The sequence below is a fragment of the Enterococcus sp. H57 genome, from assembly GCF_003112495.1.
Classification (GTDB): domain Bacteria; phylum Bacillota; class Bacilli; order Lactobacillales; family Enterococcaceae; genus Enterococcus_B; species Enterococcus_B faecium.
In genome coordinates this window covers 77,837-95,220 of sequence record NZ_BEHC01000010.1, presented here as the reverse complement: position 1 = coordinate 95,220, position 17,384 = coordinate 77,837, and the positions used below count along the sequence as shown (strand labels likewise).

The 17,384-nt window shown below is 38.6% G+C and carries 13 protein-coding genes and 1 pseudogene; 12 read left to right on the top strand and 2 right to left on the bottom strand.

Annotated elements, in window-relative coordinates:
* The first annotated feature begins 119 nt into the window (after positions 1-119).
* The 7 genes from DIZ30_RS03550 to DIZ30_RS03520 all read left to right on the top strand — a co-directional run bounded on the left by DIZ30_RS03550 (position 120) and on the right by DIZ30_RS03520 (position 9,965).
* Complete coding sequence (locus DIZ30_RS03550) at positions 120-1,415, top strand: FAD-dependent oxidoreductase (protein ID WP_002336854.1); 1,296 nt, start codon at positions 120-122, stop codon at positions 1,413-1,415.
* Entirely contained in the window at positions 1,405-2,865 is a 1,461-nt protein-coding gene (locus DIZ30_RS03545) for a helix-turn-helix domain-containing protein (protein WP_002296783.1), read from the top strand. Before DIZ30_RS03550 ends, DIZ30_RS03545 begins: the two co-directional genes overlap by 11 nt.
* A 135-nt stretch (positions 2,866-3,000) precedes the next feature.
* On the top strand, positions 3,001-4,497 hold the full coding sequence (gene glpK, locus DIZ30_RS03540; protein ID WP_002317520.1) for a glycerol kinase GlpK: 1,497 nt from the start codon (positions 3,001-3,003) through the stop codon (positions 4,495-4,497).
* Between the two features lie 13 nt (positions 4,498-4,510).
* Positions 4,511-6,334 (top strand): type 1 glycerol-3-phosphate oxidase, encoded by a 1,824-nt coding sequence (glpO, locus tag DIZ30_RS03535; RefSeq protein WP_002317521.1) that lies wholly within the window; start codon positions 4,511-4,513, stop codon positions 6,332-6,334.
* Entirely contained in the window at positions 6,335-7,051 is a 717-nt protein-coding gene (locus DIZ30_RS03530) for an MIP/aquaporin family protein (protein WP_002292560.1), read from the top strand. It abuts the gene before it with no gap.
* Positions 7,052-7,356: 305 nt separating this feature from the next.
* Positions 7,357-9,285 (top strand): mannonate oxidoreductase, encoded by a 1,929-nt coding sequence (locus DIZ30_RS03525; RefSeq protein WP_002294659.1) that lies wholly within the window; start codon positions 7,357-7,359, stop codon positions 9,283-9,285.
* Between the two features lie 125 nt (positions 9,286-9,410).
* Positions 9,411-9,965: a CDP-alcohol phosphatidyltransferase family protein gene (locus DIZ30_RS03520; protein ID WP_109023099.1), complete on the top strand. Its 555-nt coding sequence runs from the start codon at positions 9,411-9,413 to the stop codon at positions 9,963-9,965.
* Positions 9,966-10,450: 485 nt separating this feature from the next.
* On the opposite strand, the gene DIZ30_RS03505 is transcribed toward DIZ30_RS03520, so the two are convergent.
* Together DIZ30_RS03505 and DIZ30_RS03500 are read right to left on the bottom strand one after the other, a co-directional pair.
* Positions 10,451-10,765 (bottom strand): DsrE family protein, encoded by a 315-nt coding sequence (locus DIZ30_RS03505; protein ID WP_002321527.1) that lies wholly within the window; start codon positions 10,763-10,765, stop codon positions 10,451-10,453.
* Between the two features lie 13 nt (positions 10,766-10,778).
* Entirely contained in the window at positions 10,779-11,039 is a 261-nt protein-coding gene (locus DIZ30_RS03500) for a metal-sensitive transcriptional regulator (RefSeq protein ID WP_002294653.1), read from the bottom strand.
* A 169-nt stretch (positions 11,040-11,208) separates the two neighbouring features.
* On the opposite strand from DIZ30_RS03500, the gene DIZ30_RS03495 reads away from it, so the two are divergent.
* From DIZ30_RS03495 to DIZ30_RS03475, 5 genes and pseudogenes are all read left to right on the top strand, one after another.
* Entirely contained in the window at positions 11,209-11,523 is a 315-nt protein-coding gene (locus DIZ30_RS03495; RefSeq protein ID WP_002294651.1) for a rhodanese-like domain-containing protein, read from the top strand.
* A gap of 1 nt (position 11,524) precedes the next feature.
* Positions 11,525-13,180 (top strand): FAD-dependent oxidoreductase, encoded by a 1,656-nt coding sequence (locus tag DIZ30_RS03490; protein WP_109023098.1) that lies wholly within the window; start codon positions 11,525-11,527, stop codon positions 13,178-13,180.
* An 82-nt stretch (positions 13,181-13,262) separates the two neighbouring features.
* Positions 13,263-15,398 (top strand): UvrD-helicase domain-containing protein, encoded by a 2,136-nt coding sequence (locus DIZ30_RS03485; RefSeq protein WP_109023097.1) that lies wholly within the window; start codon positions 13,263-13,265, stop codon positions 15,396-15,398.
* Positions 15,399-15,572: 174 nt separating this feature from the next.
* Complete coding sequence (locus DIZ30_RS03480) at positions 15,573-16,082, top strand: hypothetical protein (RefSeq protein WP_002294644.1); 510 nt, start codon at positions 15,573-15,575, stop codon at positions 16,080-16,082.
* Positions 16,079-17,382, top strand: a pseudogene (locus tag DIZ30_RS03475) (glycosyltransferase). The gene DIZ30_RS03480 and the pseudogene DIZ30_RS03475 overlap by 4 nt, the downstream one beginning before the upstream one ends.
* Positions 17,383-17,384: the final 2 nt, after the last annotated feature.

The window sequence follows — 17,384 nt, the reverse complement described above, 5'->3', positions numbered from 1 at the left end:
TGGAGAGGGTTGATTCTGCTGCATCGCTATGTATCATAAGGTTGAAAGCGAGTTATGAATACTGTGTTTTCTGATTGAGAAGTTAGCAGTAGAACACCTTATAAGAAAGAGGAATGCAGATGAACATTGTAATTGTCGGCGGGTCGTTTGCAGGGATTCATGCGGCTATTTATCTTCGCCAATTGATGCCAACAAGTGAAATATATTTGATTGAAAAGCAATCGAAGTTAGGATGGATTCCCAGCGGGTTCAATTTGATATTAAAAGGAAAGGTTACCAGTGAAAAACAACTTTCTTGGATCACGAAAGAAGAACTGACTGACCGCTATCGAATCCATGTTTACACAGAAAAGACAGTAATAGGATTGAAAGAAAAAAAAGTCGTTTTAGCAGGAGGAAAAAAATTGGATTTTGATCGTTTGATTCTAGCGACTGGTTCAAATCAAAAGTTTCGAAATATTTCTGCAGAATCAACGCTTATTCACCCAGTTAAAAAGATACAAAACGTAACGGCTCTTCAGCAAAAGATCATGAATGCAAAGAAAATTGCAATTATTGGTGCAGGACAAGCAGGAATCGAAATAGCTGAAGGGTTGGCATCAAGAAAAAAACAAATCCATCTTTACGAAAGCCGAAAGTCAATTCTTTTTCGTTATCTAGATCCTGAAATGACAGAACCGTTAGTAAAGGAAATGAAAAATCAAGGGCTTTCACTTTTTTTAGAAGAACAAGTTGTGTCTTTGATCGAAAATGAAACCGCTATTGTAGAGACGGAAAAAAGAAAGGAGAACTATGATCTTGTTTTGCTGGCTAATCATTCTCGCCCCGACAATCAGATGTGGGAAGAACAATTAACATTGAATGATGATGGAACGATCTGGGTAGATGACTACTTGCAAACGTCTCAAAAAGACGTCTATGCGATTGGCGATGCGATCCAAGTAACTTTTCGTCCAACAAATGAAAAAATGTATGTTTCTCTAGTAAATAACGCTGTCCGTACAGCACGAAATGTCAGCAAGACAATTAGTGGCTCACAGACAAAGGATCAGGGAACCTATCGTCCAGTCGGCAATCAGTGGTTTGGCTATTTCTTAGGAAGCGTAGGTTTGACAGAAGAAGAGAGCATTTTTTATCCCCAAAAAATTGAAACAGGATACGTAGACTACAAGCTTACAGCAATAAATCAAAGCAAAGTTAAACTCAAATTTCTATTTGATTCTGAAAAAAAGATTCTTGGAGCACAGCTCCAAAGCAAAAAAGAGATGTTCCACCTTCTTGACCAACTGACAATTGCAGTAGAAGAAGGATGGACGTTTGAACAGTTAGAAGAACATGAGCTATTTTTCCAGCCAGAATACCGTGTGCCAGATATGGTGTGGTCAAAGGTGGCGAATACTGCCTATGAAGATTGAAGCATTATTAGAAAGAAAAGAGCAGTTACAGATCCTGATTTTGCGAAACCTTGTTCTGCAAGGAGGAACAGCCTCTATCAATGGTTTGAGAGAGCATGTCCAACTGTCAAAAGCCTCGTTTGATCAATATTTGGAAGATATTGAATTGATTGGCCGAATGATGGAAAAAAAAGTAGAAGTACAGCGAAATGAGTATCAGGCGCTGCTTGTGTTGGACGAAGATGTAAGTTTGGAAAAAATTCTATTGTTTTTATTGCAAGAAAGCTTGAAGTTTAAGATGCTCGTCTATTTATTAGAACATCAGCAAGTATCCATCGTTCGATTAGCGACAGCGTTTAATATCAGTGAGTCTTCTGTTTTTCGAAAGATCAAAGAATTGAACCAGCTCTTAGAGGAATTTGGATTACAAATCAAAAACGGTCAATTATACGGAGAAGAGCTACAGATACGATATTTTTATTATGAACTATTCCAATATATCCCGGAAGATCAGCGACCGCTTTTTTTGCAAAATACACCAGAAAAAAGACCGTTCATTCTAGGATTGGACCGTGTATTAGAAACAACGTTTACGGCATCAGCAGAAGCACAGATTGCTTGCTGGCTCGGGATTACGAAAAAAAGACTATTGAATGAAAAAAGTACGTACGCAACTTTGAAAGAAAAGAAATTACTCTATCAGTCGGACCGGCTTTATCAAGCAATCGATCCAATCATCGTGATGCATCTTAGTCGAACAGCAGCAGAACTGAATGTATACGAAACAATGATGTTTTACAGCTTTTTTGTTTCTTTTTCGATAGTAGACGAAGAAATATTTTATCAGTATGATTTGACACGGAGCAAAAAGTTACCAACCGCTGTTTTAGATACTTACATTCGGGAAACGATGTTATGGCATTATCGTCCTCGTCGTTTGAAAATCAAAGAAGAAAAGGCAGTAGGCTACCAAATTTCCCAGATCAACAATGAATGGTTTTTCTTTGTTGGAAAGATCGAAGTCTACGAGCGTGATCGGCTTTTGGAACAGCAGCAGAAAATGCTCGGGCATTCCTTAACACAGTTACTGGCGAAATTACAGGAAACAGCGGTGCAGCAATTGCCGAGGAAAAGAGCTGAAGACAGTGAGCTTAGTTACCTAATGATCCAGTATGCCAATGTTCTTTTGATGATCGATTTTTATATTGCAAAACCAGTAGTGATTGGAATCGATTTAGAAAGTCTGCCGATTTATCGTATTGCTTTTCAACAATATCTGATCAGAGAACTGAGGGGAATCGGCGGTATTGAGATTGGAAGTTATGAAGAAGGTAAAGAATATGATTTGGTGATCACATTTTGCCAGAGAAACAAAAAACAGTGTGAATATTATCTGTCAGAATTTGCGTCACCTTACGACATTATTCGATTGAAAAGAAGAATAGAGACGCTGAAAAAAGAAAAGAATTGATTAAAAAATAGCTTCATAATAAAAAACTGTCAAAAAAAGAAAAAAAGAATAAAATTTTGACAGTTTCTTTTTTTAAAACAGTAGTATGATAAGAGTAGTTAAAGAAAGCGTTTGCATATAATGGAGGGAATCACAATGACAGAACCAACGTATATCATGGCGATTGACCAAGGTACAACTAGCTCACGAGCAATTATCTTTGACAAGAAAGGAAGACATATCGGCAGTTCTCAAAAAGAGTTCACGCAATATTTCCCGCAAGAAAGTTGGGTTGAACATGATGCAAATGAAATCTGGAATTCTGTACAGTCAGTTATTGCCGGAGCGTTCATCGAATCAGGGATCAAACCAAACCAAATTGCTGGGATTGGCATAACGAACCAGCGTGAAACAACAGTAATCTGGGAAAAAGATACAGGACGTCCAATCTATCATGCAGTTGTTTGGCAATCCAGACAATCAGCTGGAATTGCAGATAACTTAAAAAATGAAGGCTATCAAGAATTTTTCCACGAAAAAACAGGGCTAGTGATCGATGCCTATTTCTCAGCAACGAAGATTCGCTGGATTCTTGATCATGTAGAAGGTGCGCAAGAACGCGCTGAAAAAGGCGAGTTAATGTTTGGAACGATTGATTCGTGGTTAGTATGGAAACTGACCGATGGACAAGCACATGTTACTGATTACTCGAATGCCAGTCGGACGATGTTGTTCAATATCCATCAGCTAGATTGGGATCAGGAGATTTTAGATTTACTAAATATTCCTCGAGTGATGTTACCAAAAGTCACTTCTAACTCAGAAGTTTATGGTTATACGCAAGGTTATCATTTTTATGGAAGCGAAGCACCAATTTCAGGGATGGCAGGAGACCAGCAAGCCGCATTATTCGGACAAATGGCATTCGAACCAGGCATGGTCAAGAATACTTATGGTACAGGTTCATTTATTGTCATGAATACCGGTGAAAAACCGCAATTATCCAAAAATAATTTATTGACGACAATTGGTTACGGCTTAAATGGAAAGGTTTACTATGCTTTAGAAGGAAGTATTTTTGTGGCTGGTTCTTCGATTCAATGGCTGAGAGATGGACTTCAAATGTTGCAAAAAGCTAGCGATTCAGAAGACGCAGCGAAACGCTCTACAAGCGAAGATGAGGTCTATGTTGTTCCTGCATTTGTTGGACTGGGTGCTCCTTATTGGGATCAGGCAGCACGAGGGGCTATGTTTGGTTTGACACGTGGAACGACAAAAGAAGATATCATTAAAGCTACTTTGCAGTCGATTGCCTATCAAGTGAGAGATATCATCGATACGATGCAAGATGACACTGGAATCAAGATTCCTGTATTGAAAGTGGATGGCGGTGCAGCAAATAATGAATATCTGATGCAATTCCAAACAGATATCTTGAATGTACCGATCCAACGAGCAGAAAACTTGGAAACAACAGCACTAGGGGCAGCATTTTTAGCAGGATTAGCTGTCGGTTATTGGAAAGATACAGACGAGATCCGCGAATTTTATGAAGCTGGCAAGCTATTTGAAGTTCAAATGGAGGAAGAGCGCCGAGAAAAACTTTACAACGGTTGGAAAAAAGCAGTAAAAGCTACCCAAGCATTTGAATAAGGAGGAAATCCATATGTTTTCAAACAAGACAAGACAAGATAGCATTCAAAAAATGCAGCAAGAAGAATTGGATCTGTTGATCATCGGTGGCGGAATCACTGGTGCCGGTGTGGCAGTCCAGTCAGCAGCATCAGGAATCAAAACAGGATTGATCGAAATGCAGGATTTTGCAGAAGGGACTTCCTCTCGCTCGACCAAACTTGTTCATGGCGGTATTCGTTATCTGAAGACATTTGATGTGGAAGTAGTAGCTGACACAGTTGGTGAACGTGCAGTCGTACAAAGTATTGCCCCGCACATCCCAAAACCAGATCCAATGCTTTTGCCAATCTATGAGGGCGAAGGAGCAACAACCTTCAATATGTTCTCGGTCAAAGTAGCAATGGACCTTTATGACAAACTGGCAAATGTGACAGGAACCAAATATGAGAATTATACGCTGACACCAGAAGAAGTATTGGAAAGAGAACCGTTTTTGAAAAAAGAAGGGCTAAAAGGCGCGGGTGTCTATCTAGATTTCCGCAACAATGATGCCCGTTTAGTGATTGATAATATCAAAAAGGCTGCCGAAGATGGGGCTTATCTAGTAAGTAAAATGAAAGCGGTTGGCTTTTTATATGATGGCGATCAAATCGTTGGCGTCAAAGCTCGTGACCTGCTGACAGATGAAGTGATCGAAATCAAAGCAAAATTAGTGATCAATACGAGTGGTCCTTGGGTAGATAAAGTACGAAACTTGAATTTTACGCGTCCAGTCTCTCCTAAAATGCGTCCAACTAAAGGGATCCATTTAGTTGTAGATGCGAAAAAACTGCCTGTACCGCAACCCACATACTTCGATACAGGAAAGCAAGATGGGCGGATGGTTTTTGCTATTCCAAGAGAAAACAAGACTTACTTTGGTACGACAGATACGGATTACCAAGGAGATTTTACGGATCCGAAAGTCACACAAGAAGATGTAGATTATCTATTGGATGTGATCAATCATCGCTATCCAGAAGCAAATATCACATTGAAAGATATCGAAGCAAGCTGGGCAGGACTTCGTCCACTGTTGATTGGTAATTCTGGTTCTGATTACAATGGTGGAGATAATGGATCGATTTCAGACAAGAGCTTCAATAAAGTTGTCGATACAGTAAGTGAATATAAGGAAAACAAAGTTTCTCGTGCTGAAGTAGAAGACGTGTTGAACCATTTGGAAAACAGCCGTGATGAAAAAGCACCTTCTACGATTTCCAGAGGTAGTTCTTTAGAAAGAGAACCAGATGGTTTGCTGACTTTATCTGGTGGGAAAATCACCGATTACCGTAAGATGGCAGAAGGAGCTTTGCGATTGATACGCCAATTATTAAAAGAAGAATACGGAATAGAGACGAAAGAAATCGACTCTAAAAAATATCAGATTTCAGGTGGAAACTTCGATCCAACTAAATTAGAAGAAACAGTGACAGAATTAGCAAAAGAAGGAGTAGCAGCCGGTTTAGAGGAAGAAGATGCTACTTATATCGCTGATTTTTACGGGACTAATGCCCGACGTATCTTTGAATTAGCAAAAGAAATGGCACCTTATCCTGGTTTGAGTCTCGCTGAGTCAGCTCGGTTACGTTATGGTTTAGAAGAAGAAATGGTTTTGGCCCCAGGCGATTATCTCATTCGTCGTACAAATCATCTGTTGTTTGAACGAGATCAGCTTGATGAGATCAAGCAACCTGTGATCGATGCAATTGCTGGATATTTTGAATGGACAGAAGAGGAGAAGGCGCAACAGACTAAACGTTTAGAAGCATTGATTGCAGAATCAGATCTGCGGGAACTAAAGGGGGAGAAATAAATGAACAGTGATATGACTCAAATCATGGGGGAGTTTATTGGGACACTGATCCTAGTTTTGCTTGGAGATGGTGTGTGTGCGGCTGTGAATTTAAACAAAAGTAAAGCACAGGCTTCTGGCTGGATTGTCATCGCATTTGGTTGGGGACTAGCTGTAACAATGGCTGTCTATATTTCTGGATTCATGGGCCCAGCTCATTTGAATCCTGCAGTCTCTCTAGCTATGGCGATGACAGGGGCAATTAGTTGGAATCTTGTCGTTCCTTTCATCATTGCGCAAGTTTTAGGAGCTTTTGCAGGGGCCATTCTTGTTTGGCTTTCTTATTTGCCACATTGGAATGCAACGAAAGATGAAAGCGCGATTTTAGGAACGTTTGCAACAGGTCCTGCTATACGGAATTATCCAGCAAATGTGATCACAGAATTAATTGGTACATTTGTATTAGTTCTTGGGTTGCTAGCTTTTGGACAAAACGAATTTGCACCTGGAACGAACGTATTCGCTGTAGGTGGATTGATCTTAGCCATCGGTCTTTCATTAGGAGGGCCAACAGGATATGCAATCAACCCTGCTCGGGACTTTGGTCCTCGATTAGCACATGCGGTATTGCCAATAGCTAATAAAGGAACTTCAGATTGGGCATATTCATGGGTACCAATCGCAGGTCCAATGATCGGAGCAATTATCGCGGTAGGTGTCTATTCATTAATGGTGTAAATCTATAAAACATACTAAAGTTTGACAACCAAAATGTGTCTTGCTATAGTTAAGTGGAAAATAAATAAGACCTAGAAGAATGGGGTATGTTTTGTGAGTGTAGCTGGTATCTAATCAGTAAGTCGAATAGCCAATAAACAAAGTTTATTTGGTGTGCTTATGAAACGGTACCTGTCAGGAAAACAATATCTTTGTATTCTAATAAGGATAGGACATGACTTTTTTAAGCTGTGTTCTATCCTTTTATTTATCTCTAGGCCCTTATTTATTTTGGGACAGGTATCTCTTCAAGAAAAGGAGAGAATATGGACAACGAAATGATTAGTCAATTACAATTTGATCGGATCAAAAAGGAAATCCAAGCAAGAGCAATTGGAAACTATAGCAAAAAACGAATCAGCGATATGACGGTCTCGACAAACCTACAAACTGTCTTGGATCGTCAAGAAGAAACAAGAGAAGCACGCTTGATCTTAGAAAGCAGTCAGCATGTTCCATTTATGGGGTTGCCGAGGATCGATGCACTGACAGAACAAGTCAAAAAAGGGTTGATTCTGCAGCCAACCGATTTGATCGAATATGCGGATTTTCTTAGAAGCAGTCGGATGATCACAAAGTTTTTTGATAAGAATCAATACCAGACACCCTTGTTGTTTGCTTATAGCAAACATCTTCCTGATTTGATAAATGTAGAAGAGTTGATTGACCAGAAAATAAAAAATAATAAAGTCAGTGACGACGCGTCACGTAATTTGCGTAAAGTACGCAAACAATTACAACTAATCGAAAAAGAGATCCAGTCAAAATTACTGAAATTCTTGCGTCATCCGAAAAACAAAGAAATGATCCAAGAAGCAATGATTGTTCAAAAAGGCGAATACTATACGATTCCTATCAAAGCCAGCTATAAAAATAAAATAGATGGAACGATTATCGATGAATCAAATAAAAGAACGACGGTTTTTATTGAACCAACTGTGATTTCTAAATTGAATGAACACTATCAGTTGTTAAAAGCTGAAGAAATCAGTGAAGAATATCAAGTCCTGGCGGCATTGACTGGTGCTATCGCAGAAAACGAAGAAGTGATCGATTTATTGATCGAAACGATCACGGTGTTAGATATCATCTTTGCTCGGGCAAAATTTAGCCGAGAAATCAATGGAAGCACACCTAGAATCAATAAATCGGAACATATCATTATCAAGCAAGGCAGACATCCATTTTTACCTGAGCATGCGGTACCATTGGATGTTGAAATCGGTAAAGACTATCGAGGCTTGATTATCACCGGAGCAAATGCCGGAGGCAAAACAGTCGTGTTGAAGACAGTCGGTTTATTGACTTTGATGGCGATGTTCGGTATGCAAGTTCCGGCAAAAGAAGGGACAGAGCTTGCTGTCTTTGATGAGATTTTCGTCGATGTCGGTGACCACCAAAATTTAGAAAATGCGTTGAGTACATTTTCTGGTCATATGCAAAACATCGCTGCTATTTTGAAAAAGATAAAAAGGAATACGTTGGTACTTTTAGATGAGATTGGCAGTGGAACAGAGCCAAATGAAGGGGCTGCACTAGCGATCGCAATCATGGAATCTATGTATGAGCAAGGGGCATTGATCATTGCCACGACCCATTATGGAGAAATCAAGAAATTCGCCGGAGATCATGAAGATTTTGTGCCGGCTGCTATGGCTTTCGATCGGGAAGCACTTCGTCCTAAATATCAGTTGCGGGTTGGAGAAACAGGAGAAAGCCAAGCTTTGTGGATTGCTCATAAAATGGATATGTCGATGAAATTGATCCATCAAGCAGAGCGTTACTTGGCGGAAAAAGCCTATCGGACACAGAAAAAAGAATTTCTTCCTAAGACAGCAGTTACAAATAGGAAGGAGAATAAAAAAGAACGCCAGCTCTTTGCAAAAGGTGATCGGATATTTGTTAATGAATACCAAAAAGAAGCGTTAGTTTATGAAGATATAGGTGAAGATACGATTGATGTATATTTAGACAAAAAAATAATCCACGTGCCTCGTCAGCGTGTTCGTCTGGTGCGTTCAGCAGAAGATCTGTACCCGACAGGTTACGATTTAGACAGTCTGTTTATCGATTATAAAACACGTAAACGGCAGCGTGACCTAGAGCGAGGATCAAAAAAAGCTCATAAAGTACTAGTAAAAGAAATGCGCAAACGACAGGAAGAAAGAAGAGTAAACGATGAAAACAGCAAGTGATTATCTCAAATTAGCTCATAATATCAGTGGCTGTAAAGAAAAATAAAAACAGTGAAATCATTGGTTTTATTCCCCGTGTAAGCTAAAATAAAAAGAAAAGAGTGCTGAGGAGGTAGGGCGATAAAATGAAATTAAGCACAGACTGGCGTAAAGAAATACAAACGATTCCGAATCTTTTATCGATATTCCGTATTTTTTTGCTGCCGATTTATCTTTATTTTGTGCTGAGACAGTCATTTTATATAGCAGGAGCGGTCATTGTTGTCTCAGGTTTGTCTGATTATCTAGACGGGGTCATTGCTCGGAGATATAATCAGGTAACAGACTTAGGGAAGGTGCTTGATCCGTTTGCAGATAAATTGACACAACTTTTTCTGATTTTGTCTATGGCATGGTATCGACCGTGGCTTTGGCTGTTGTTTGGTCTATTCTTGATAAAAGAAGGCTTTATGTTTGTAGCTGGATTAATCGGGCTATCTAAAAATATCAAATTAAGTGGAGCGAAGTGGTATGGCAAAGTAGCGACTGCTGTCATCTATGTTGGCATGATCCTTTTGCTGCTTTTCCCAGAATTACCAACGCTGTGGGTGAGAGTCATTTTTGCCGTCATCACTTACGGTCTTTTACAATCTTTTGTCTTGTATGCTGTCGAGTACCGAAAGGTGTTTCAAAGAAAATAAAAAAGGGGTGTGACCTATGTCGCATTCCTTTTTTTGATAAATAGACTCCCAGTAGCTACTTCTCGATAATAAGCCAACCAAACCAAAAACAGGAGAAGTTGTTTTTGAAATTATTTCTTGTGATTCGGAGTTAAATGGTAGGCTCACAACCTCTGGATAAACGGTATTCAAAAGCCAGTTTCTCGGTATTAAGCCAAATTTATGCAAAAATGTAGAAATCCATTTTCACAAAATTTTTCTTAATACTCGAAACTAAGCGACTTTTTCACAATCTCTTCCTTAAACGGTGTTCAAAAGCTTGCATCTGCGGTAATAAGCCCAACCAAACGAAAAATATGAGAAGCTATTTTTGTTTGGCTGTTCTTATTACTTGATGCAGGACAGCTTTTTCACAACCTTTGATTCACGGTTTTCCAGAAGTAGCTTCTTCGAAAAATAAGCCGAAATTTCTTGAAGCTGATCACTTCTGTCGCAACCTCTACTGACTAAGGCTTGATATAAGCATAACCTTGGGATTGCAGTTCAACTAAATCAAGGACACCTGCTGGTACAACGATTACTTGTTCAGGTAAAGAACTTTCTGAAATATGATTAGCACGCATAGCATTGGCGCAAGCGTGAAAAACGACTCCTTGCAAATCTAAGAATTCTGCATTGGCAGAGTCTAGATAACCGGTAATCGCGATGCCATTTACAGATACGACAATCGTCGTTTCTGGAGAAGCTTTTATCAGGTTTTTTACGTTTTTCCCTGTTTCTGACCATTTTTCTAATTCATCAATATGGAAAACGACTTTCATTGAAATCATTCCTTTACTTTTTAATAATCATCTTGATCGCTTGTTCTAGTTTAGCCGCTTGTTCTTCTGGATTACTATCAGGTTTCTCAAAGCAATTTTTCAGATTATCTGCAACGATCATGCCCATTACGCGATCAATACTAGAACGAACAGCGCTTAATTGAGTGATGACATCCATACATTCTTTTTCGTCTTCGATCATTTTTTGGATACCACGAATTTGTCCCTCTGTACGTTTCAAACGGTTCAGGATATTTTTATTATCAATCTCCATAACACATTCTCCTCTATTTTTATAATTAGATAATACCCCTTATCGGTATTTTATGCAAATATAAAAAGTAGTGAAAAAAATGAAGAGTCATTCTGGTTGACATATTAATAAAGCTCCTGTTTAATATACCCCATGAGGTATTTATAAAAATGTAAATGAGGTGCAGAAAATGAATTTGCTATTTCAATCAATAAAATCGATAACAGTCCCAGAATTAAAGGAAAAGCTTTTGGAAAATCCAGCGTTACTTGATGTTAGAACACCTGCAGAATACCGGGGTGGGCATATAAAAGGAGCTAAAAATGTTCCGTTACAAAGTATAAACAGATATGATGGAGACAAAGAAAAGACCGTCTATGTGATTTGTCAATCAGGGATGAGGAGTAAACAAGCAGCTAAAGAATTAAAGAAATCTGGTTATGATGTAGTGAATGTACGTGGTGGCATGAATCAATGGTTTGATCGAACAGTAGGAGGGAAATAAGATGAAAATCGTTATTGTCGGAGGTGTAGCAGGTGGAATGTCTGCTGCTACACGGCTTCGCCGATTAATGGAAGATGCAGAAATCGTTGTTTTTGAAAAAGGACCGTATGTTTCTTTTGCAAATTGCGGCTTGCCTTATTATCTTTCGGGAGAAATCAGTGAACGGGAAAATCTTCTTGTCCAAACGCCAGAATCATTATCCGCTCGTTTTTGTTTAGATGTGCGTCCAAATCATGAAGTGACAGCCATCTTTCCCGAAAACAAAACGGTAGAAGTCGTACATGAGGGTCAAAAACACATTGAACAGTACGATGCATTGATTTTATCTCCTGGTGCAAAACCAGTTGTTCCATCGATTCCAGGGATAACAGAAGCCGACAATGTTTTTTCTATTAGAAATGTACCAGATATCGATAAAGTGATACATGCATTAGAAAAACAGCCAAAGCGTGCCGTGATCGTTGGTGCAGGATTCATCGGATTGGAAATGGCAGAAAACCTAAAAAGAAGAGGTTTAGAAGTCATGGTGATCGAACAAGCACCACATATTCTTCCGACGCTGGATGAAGAAATGGCAGCTTTTATAGAAAAAGAATTGTCTCATCAAGGAGTAGAAGTGATTACTTCTCATGCTGTCGCTGGATTTGAAGACCACGGGAAACGATTGCGACTGGATGATGGGCGTACCATCCCTGCTGATTTAGTTATTTTATCCATTGGTGTTCGTCCTGATAACCAGCTAGCAGTGACTGCTGGAATCGAATTAGGTATACGCGGGGGTATCCTAGTAGACGAACGATATCAAACGAATATTCCTGATATTTATGCGGTGGGGGATGCTATCGTTGTAAAACAGCAAATCACTGGAAAAGATGCACTTATTTCTCTTGCTTCACCAGCCAATCGTCAAGGTAGACAAGTTGCGGACACGATTTCCGGAATTTCTCGAAGAAATCAAGGCGGTATTGGAACAGCAATTATACGAACGTTTGGAATGACTGCCGCATCCACCGGTTTAAGTGAAAGAACAGCCAAAGAAAACGAACTGTCTTTTGAAGTCATTCATGTATCAGGAAAAGATCATGCAAGCTATTATCCAGAAGCAACAGATATTTTACTGAAGTTGATCTTCCATCCAGAGACTGGCGAGATTTATGGTGCACAAGGTGTTGGGGCAAAAGGTGTGGATAAACGGATCGATATTTTAGCAACAGCAATCAAAGGGCATTTGACGATCTTCGATTTACCGGAATTAGAATTGACGTATGCACCGCCATTTGGCTCAGCCAAAGATCCAGTAAACATGCTAGGATATGCAGCAATGAACATTGTAGAAGGGTTTAGTGAAACCGTACAATGGCATGAATTGCCGACAGAATTAGCAAAAGGAAAAATTTTATTAGATGTGCGAACAGCAGAAGAATTGGAAAAAGGCAAATTCAAGGAAGCCAAACATATCCCTTTGAATGAACTTCGAGACCGATTAGATGAATTAGACAGCCAGCAAGAATATATCGTCAGCTGTCATAGTGGACTACGTAGCTATCTAGCGGAAAGAATCTTGAAGCAGTCTGGCTACCACGTAAAAAACCTTGATGGTGCATTTTCTTTATATCAAACTGTCCGACCAGAAGAACTGATATATCCTAACAAATGATACTCGTTAAAAAGCTTGCATTCGACTCTTAAAAGAGGTAAACTAATCGGTTCCACCACTTTAAAAAAAGAGGAGAATGTGTATGGTCAACACACAAAAGCAGTTAGAAGAAGCATATCTGAAGAACGTGTATCAAAAGCTAATTGATAAAAAAAACGAACTGCGTGAATCGATGGATACGGCAAAAATAGAAGGAAACCAGTCGTTGAAAGAAATGGCTGGCGAGCTTCGATTGAATTTTGACAGTTACTTAGATAACCTGGATACTTTTTCGATGATTGAAATGAAAAATAGAGAAATCGATCAGATGAATATCAAACAGAAAAACGCAGAAAATCAGCTAGCAAAGATCGAACGTTTATTGAAAAGTCCCTACTTTGGAAAAGTCGTTGTAGACTTTCTGGATAATGAGCCAAAAGAATCCTTTTATATCGGTACAGCAAATTTCACAGATGATGCAGATGAAAATCTTGTTTATGATTGGCGTTCACCAATTGCCGAACTTTTTTACAATAACATGATTGGTCCGTCTTCTTATACGGTTCGGCAAAATAAAATCGATACGGTTATCAAAGAAAGACGACAATTTCTTTTGGAAAGAGATCGTTTGGTCAAGTTTTTTGATACGTCTGTAGCTATTCAAGATGACGTATTATTAGAAGTCTTAGGCCAAGATGAGACCAATGAAATGAAGGCTATCACAGCTACGATCCAATCGGAACAAAACACAATCATTCGGGATGTGAAAAGTCAAAATATCTTGGTAAATGGCGTAGCAGGAAGTGGTAAAACCTCTGCTATCATGCAGCGTATTGCGTATCTGTTCTATTTATATCGAGATACGATGACATCTGATGACTTGCTGATTCTATCACCTAATCATCGGTTTATCGACTATATTTCGAATGTCCTACCATCATTAGGTGAAAGAAATCCACTGAATCTAACCATCATACAGCTGGTTTCACAGCTTTCAGCAGAGGAAATAGAAGGTGAAGAGGCTTATTTCAAACGTATCACGGGAGAAAATGTATCGGAGCAGACAGAACGTTTGCGTAGCAAAAAGTTTATCGATAATCTAAAACAATCAGATCCTTTGTTTTTAGATCATCCGAATTTTATCCGTGGACTTACTAAAAATGGAAAAACAGTCCTTTCTAAAAAAACGATCGAAAAAATATATGAGAAAGTTCCTGCTCATCCTAAATTGATCGATAGGCTTCAAGCAACGAAAAAGGCACTGATGAGCGAATGGAAGAATCATCTTTTGAAACAAGCAAAAAGTCCTGCTGTGCAGAATCAGGTACTCTCGTTGACAGAAGATAGGCAGTTGGAATTATTCGGTAAATTGATTTCTGATGATTCGGAACAAAGTATTGCAGCTTATGCAAGGAAACTTTTACAAAAAAAATATCGAAAAATAACCAGACAAATCGAAGAAATGGCATGGGTGGATGAGCATCAGTTGTTTGAAAGAATTTATGAAAAACGATATGGCTCAGCTTATGCTTGGCAACCCACACGTACTGTTGATGAAGCAGTCATTATATTAGCTATTCGTCATTTACTTGTTGAAAAGGTAAATGTACCAGCATTTCGCTATCTATTGATTGATGAAGTACAAGATTATACCCTGGCACAATTAGGTCTATTGATCGAATTATTTCCAAAAACTCACTTTACTTTAGTAGGTGACGAGAATCAGGCAATCTTTAATTCTTCCACTACTTTTGCTGATATTATGCGTTGTTTCGACGACTACCATCTGCCGATCCATCGGTATGATCTTAGAAATAGTTACCGTTCTAGCGGAGCAATCACAGAGCTTTTCAAAACCTATGCTATGGATCAAGAGAAGATCGACATCGTATCGATCCGACCGCAAGGAAAAGAACCCGAATACCGCTCTTTTCGATCCTCTGAAGAATTGTTGAAAATACTAGCTGAGATTTTGGTTTCTCTAAAAGGAGAAAAAGCGGCAGTTATCACCCAAACAGAAGAGGAAACCCAAACGCTACAAGAATCGATTAAAAAAAATTCATATGGATTAGAAAACTGCCAAATCATTCCTTTGAGTCTAGCAAAAGGACTGGAATTTGATCATGTAATCTTATATCCATTTGAAAACGATGGAGATGAGCAAAGAAGACGCAGACAAATGTACACGGCGATATCTAGAGGAATGAAAAGCATTGTCGTATTGGAAAGAGCAACATAATTAAGAGATAAAAAATAAAAAGAACAACTGATAAAAAGAACAAAATATTTTTCATTTGCTGATGAGAAATGTTTTGTTCTTTTTCTTAGGAAAAATTTAGGAACACTTTATGTGAAAAGAAATGAAATGTATGGTAAACTCCTACGTCGTAACAAAAAAACGTGAGGTGAGGATATGAAAAAAGTAACAAGAGAAGAAGTTGCATCAATTTTGGTGAAAGATAAGTATTTTTCAAAAGGTAATTACTGGTTAAAGATTTGGCAAACGTTAGTGGCTCTTTTAGGATGGATGATCGTTGTTCTTCCTTTTATATGGGTGTTTTTCCCATTAACGAGACCAGAAAGAGCCAAGGATTTTTCCTTGTACGCTTTTTTATCAGAAAAGAAAATGCTGTATTTCTTAATCGGCTTTTTTGTATTGATTTTTTTCAGTTTCCTGATTACCTCATTTGTATTGACTAGGTGGAACAATCGAAATCTATACAAAAAAGTAAATAAATCTTTTGAATATGAAGATGAAAAATTGAAAAAAAGACAAGAATTACTTGAAGAAGTGTATACGGAACGTTTTGGAACAAAAGAAGAGAGAGAAACGGTCCGTTTTTATTCTGTCTCCGAAGAGAAAAATCTAGATACGACATTCATTGCAGATTTGTATAAAGAAAATGGGGTGGAACTGAAATGATCTCAATCACCCATACAGGTAATTTATTCTTAGATACTTGTTTGTCTATTATGTATTTTTTTCTCGTTTCTTATCCGATTTTAGGCGGATTTGTATGGTTTATTGGTGTCTGGTGTTATGTGTTTTTATACAAACATAAGCAAAAAGAATGGGTAGATGTTCCCTTGAGTGTCGAACCGTTCATCACGATCATGGTGCCAGCCCATAATGAAGAAATTGTGATCGAAGATACAATCGAGTATTTGATGACGAAATTGAATTATCACAACTATGAGGTATTAGTGACAGACGATGGTTCAACGGACCAAACACCAGAAATATTAGCCAGATTGATGAAAAAATATGCTAATCTTCGTGTGGTTCGGATCGAAAAAAATAAAGGGAAAGCCCACGCGTTTAATATCGGACTTGCCTTTGCAAAAGGGAAATTGATTTTAAGCAATGATGCAGACACGGTACCGGAGCCAGATGCACTGATTAGGTATGTGAATTATTTCATTCGCCTGGTGCAAGACATATTGCTGCGGTGACTGCAAATATGGATGTCCAAAATCGTACCAAATTGATTGCAAAATCTCAAACGGTTGAATTCTCAAGTATCGTGGGCATCATTAAACGAACACAGTCAGCTGTTTTCGGTGGTCTTTATGCGTACAGTGGAGCAAATACGATGTATCGAAAAGAAGCCTTGATCGATGTGGGCGGATTCAGACAAGATCGAGCGACAGAAGACATCAGTATTGCTTGGGATCATCAGTTAAATGACTGGTTATCTGTTTTTGCTCCTGAGATTATCTTTTTCATGGAAGTACCTGTGACGTTGAAGATGCTATATCGACAAAGAAAACGTTGGGCAAAAGGTGGAACAGAAGTCTGGCTGACGAATTTCAAAAAAGTGATGCTCCATCCTTTTAAACATATTGGAAGAACGATCATCTTCATTGATCAAACATTGAGTATTGTCTGGTCAATATTCTTTTGTATTTCCGTAGTTCTTTTTGCTGGATTAATCGGGCATTATGTATATCAAGGAAACTACGAACAGATTTATATTACTTTTACATTCAGTTTTGTGTTCATCTGCTTTGAAATGGTCGCAGGATTTTTCCAGTTGCTAGCTTCGCTGATTGTAGATGATCGACGAAGAAAATTGAAATACCTTCTTTTCGCACCACTATATATGCTTTTGTTCTGGATAGTGAACGCGATAACGATCGTGACGACTTTCATTCCAGCAGTCAAAACGATTTTAGGTTATGGAAGCGGGACATGGAAAAGCCCGGAACGTACAAAAAAATAAAA

Excerpts from the sequence above, each read along its gene's own strand:
- DIZ30_RS03525 (WP_002294659.1), top strand. The coding sequence starts at position 7,357 with ATGGACAACGAAATGATTAGTCAATTACAATTTGATCGGATCAAAAAG.
- DIZ30_RS03485 (WP_109023097.1), top strand. The coding sequence starts at position 13,263 with ATGGTCAACACACAAAAGCAGTTAGAAGAAGCATATCTGAAGAACGTG.
- DIZ30_RS03520 (WP_109023099.1), top strand. The coding sequence starts at position 9,411 with ATGAAATTAAGCACAGACTGGCGTAAAGAAATACAAACGATTCCGAAT.
- glpK (WP_002317520.1), top strand. The coding sequence starts at position 3,001 with ATGACAGAACCAACGTATATCATGGCGATTGACCAAGGTACAACTAGC.
- DIZ30_RS03550 (WP_002336854.1), top strand. The coding sequence starts at position 120 with ATGAACATTGTAATTGTCGGCGGGTCGTTTGCAGGGATTCATGCGGCT.
- DIZ30_RS03495 (WP_002294651.1), top strand. The coding sequence starts at position 11,209 with ATGAATTTGCTATTTCAATCAATAAAATCGATAACAGTCCCAGAATTA.
- glpO (WP_002317521.1), top strand. The coding sequence starts at position 4,511 with ATGTTTTCAAACAAGACAAGACAAGATAGCATTCAAAAAATGCAGCAA.
- DIZ30_RS03500 (WP_002294653.1), bottom strand. The coding sequence starts at position 11,039 with ATGGAGATTGATAATAAAAATATCCTGAACCGTTTGAAACGTACAGAG.
- DIZ30_RS03480 (WP_002294644.1), top strand. The coding sequence starts at position 15,573 with ATGAAAAAAGTAACAAGAGAAGAAGTTGCATCAATTTTGGTGAAAGAT.
- DIZ30_RS03505 (WP_002321527.1), bottom strand. The coding sequence starts at position 10,765 with ATGAAAGTCGTTTTCCATATTGATGAATTAGAAAAATGGTCAGAAACA.
- DIZ30_RS03530 (WP_002292560.1), top strand. The coding sequence starts at position 6,335 with ATGAACAGTGATATGACTCAAATCATGGGGGAGTTTATTGGGACACTG.
- DIZ30_RS03545 (WP_002296783.1), top strand. The coding sequence starts at position 1,405 with ATGAAGATTGAAGCATTATTAGAAAGAAAAGAGCAGTTACAGATCCTG.
- DIZ30_RS03490 (WP_109023098.1), top strand. The coding sequence starts at position 11,525 with ATGAAAATCGTTATTGTCGGAGGTGTAGCAGGTGGAATGTCTGCTGCT.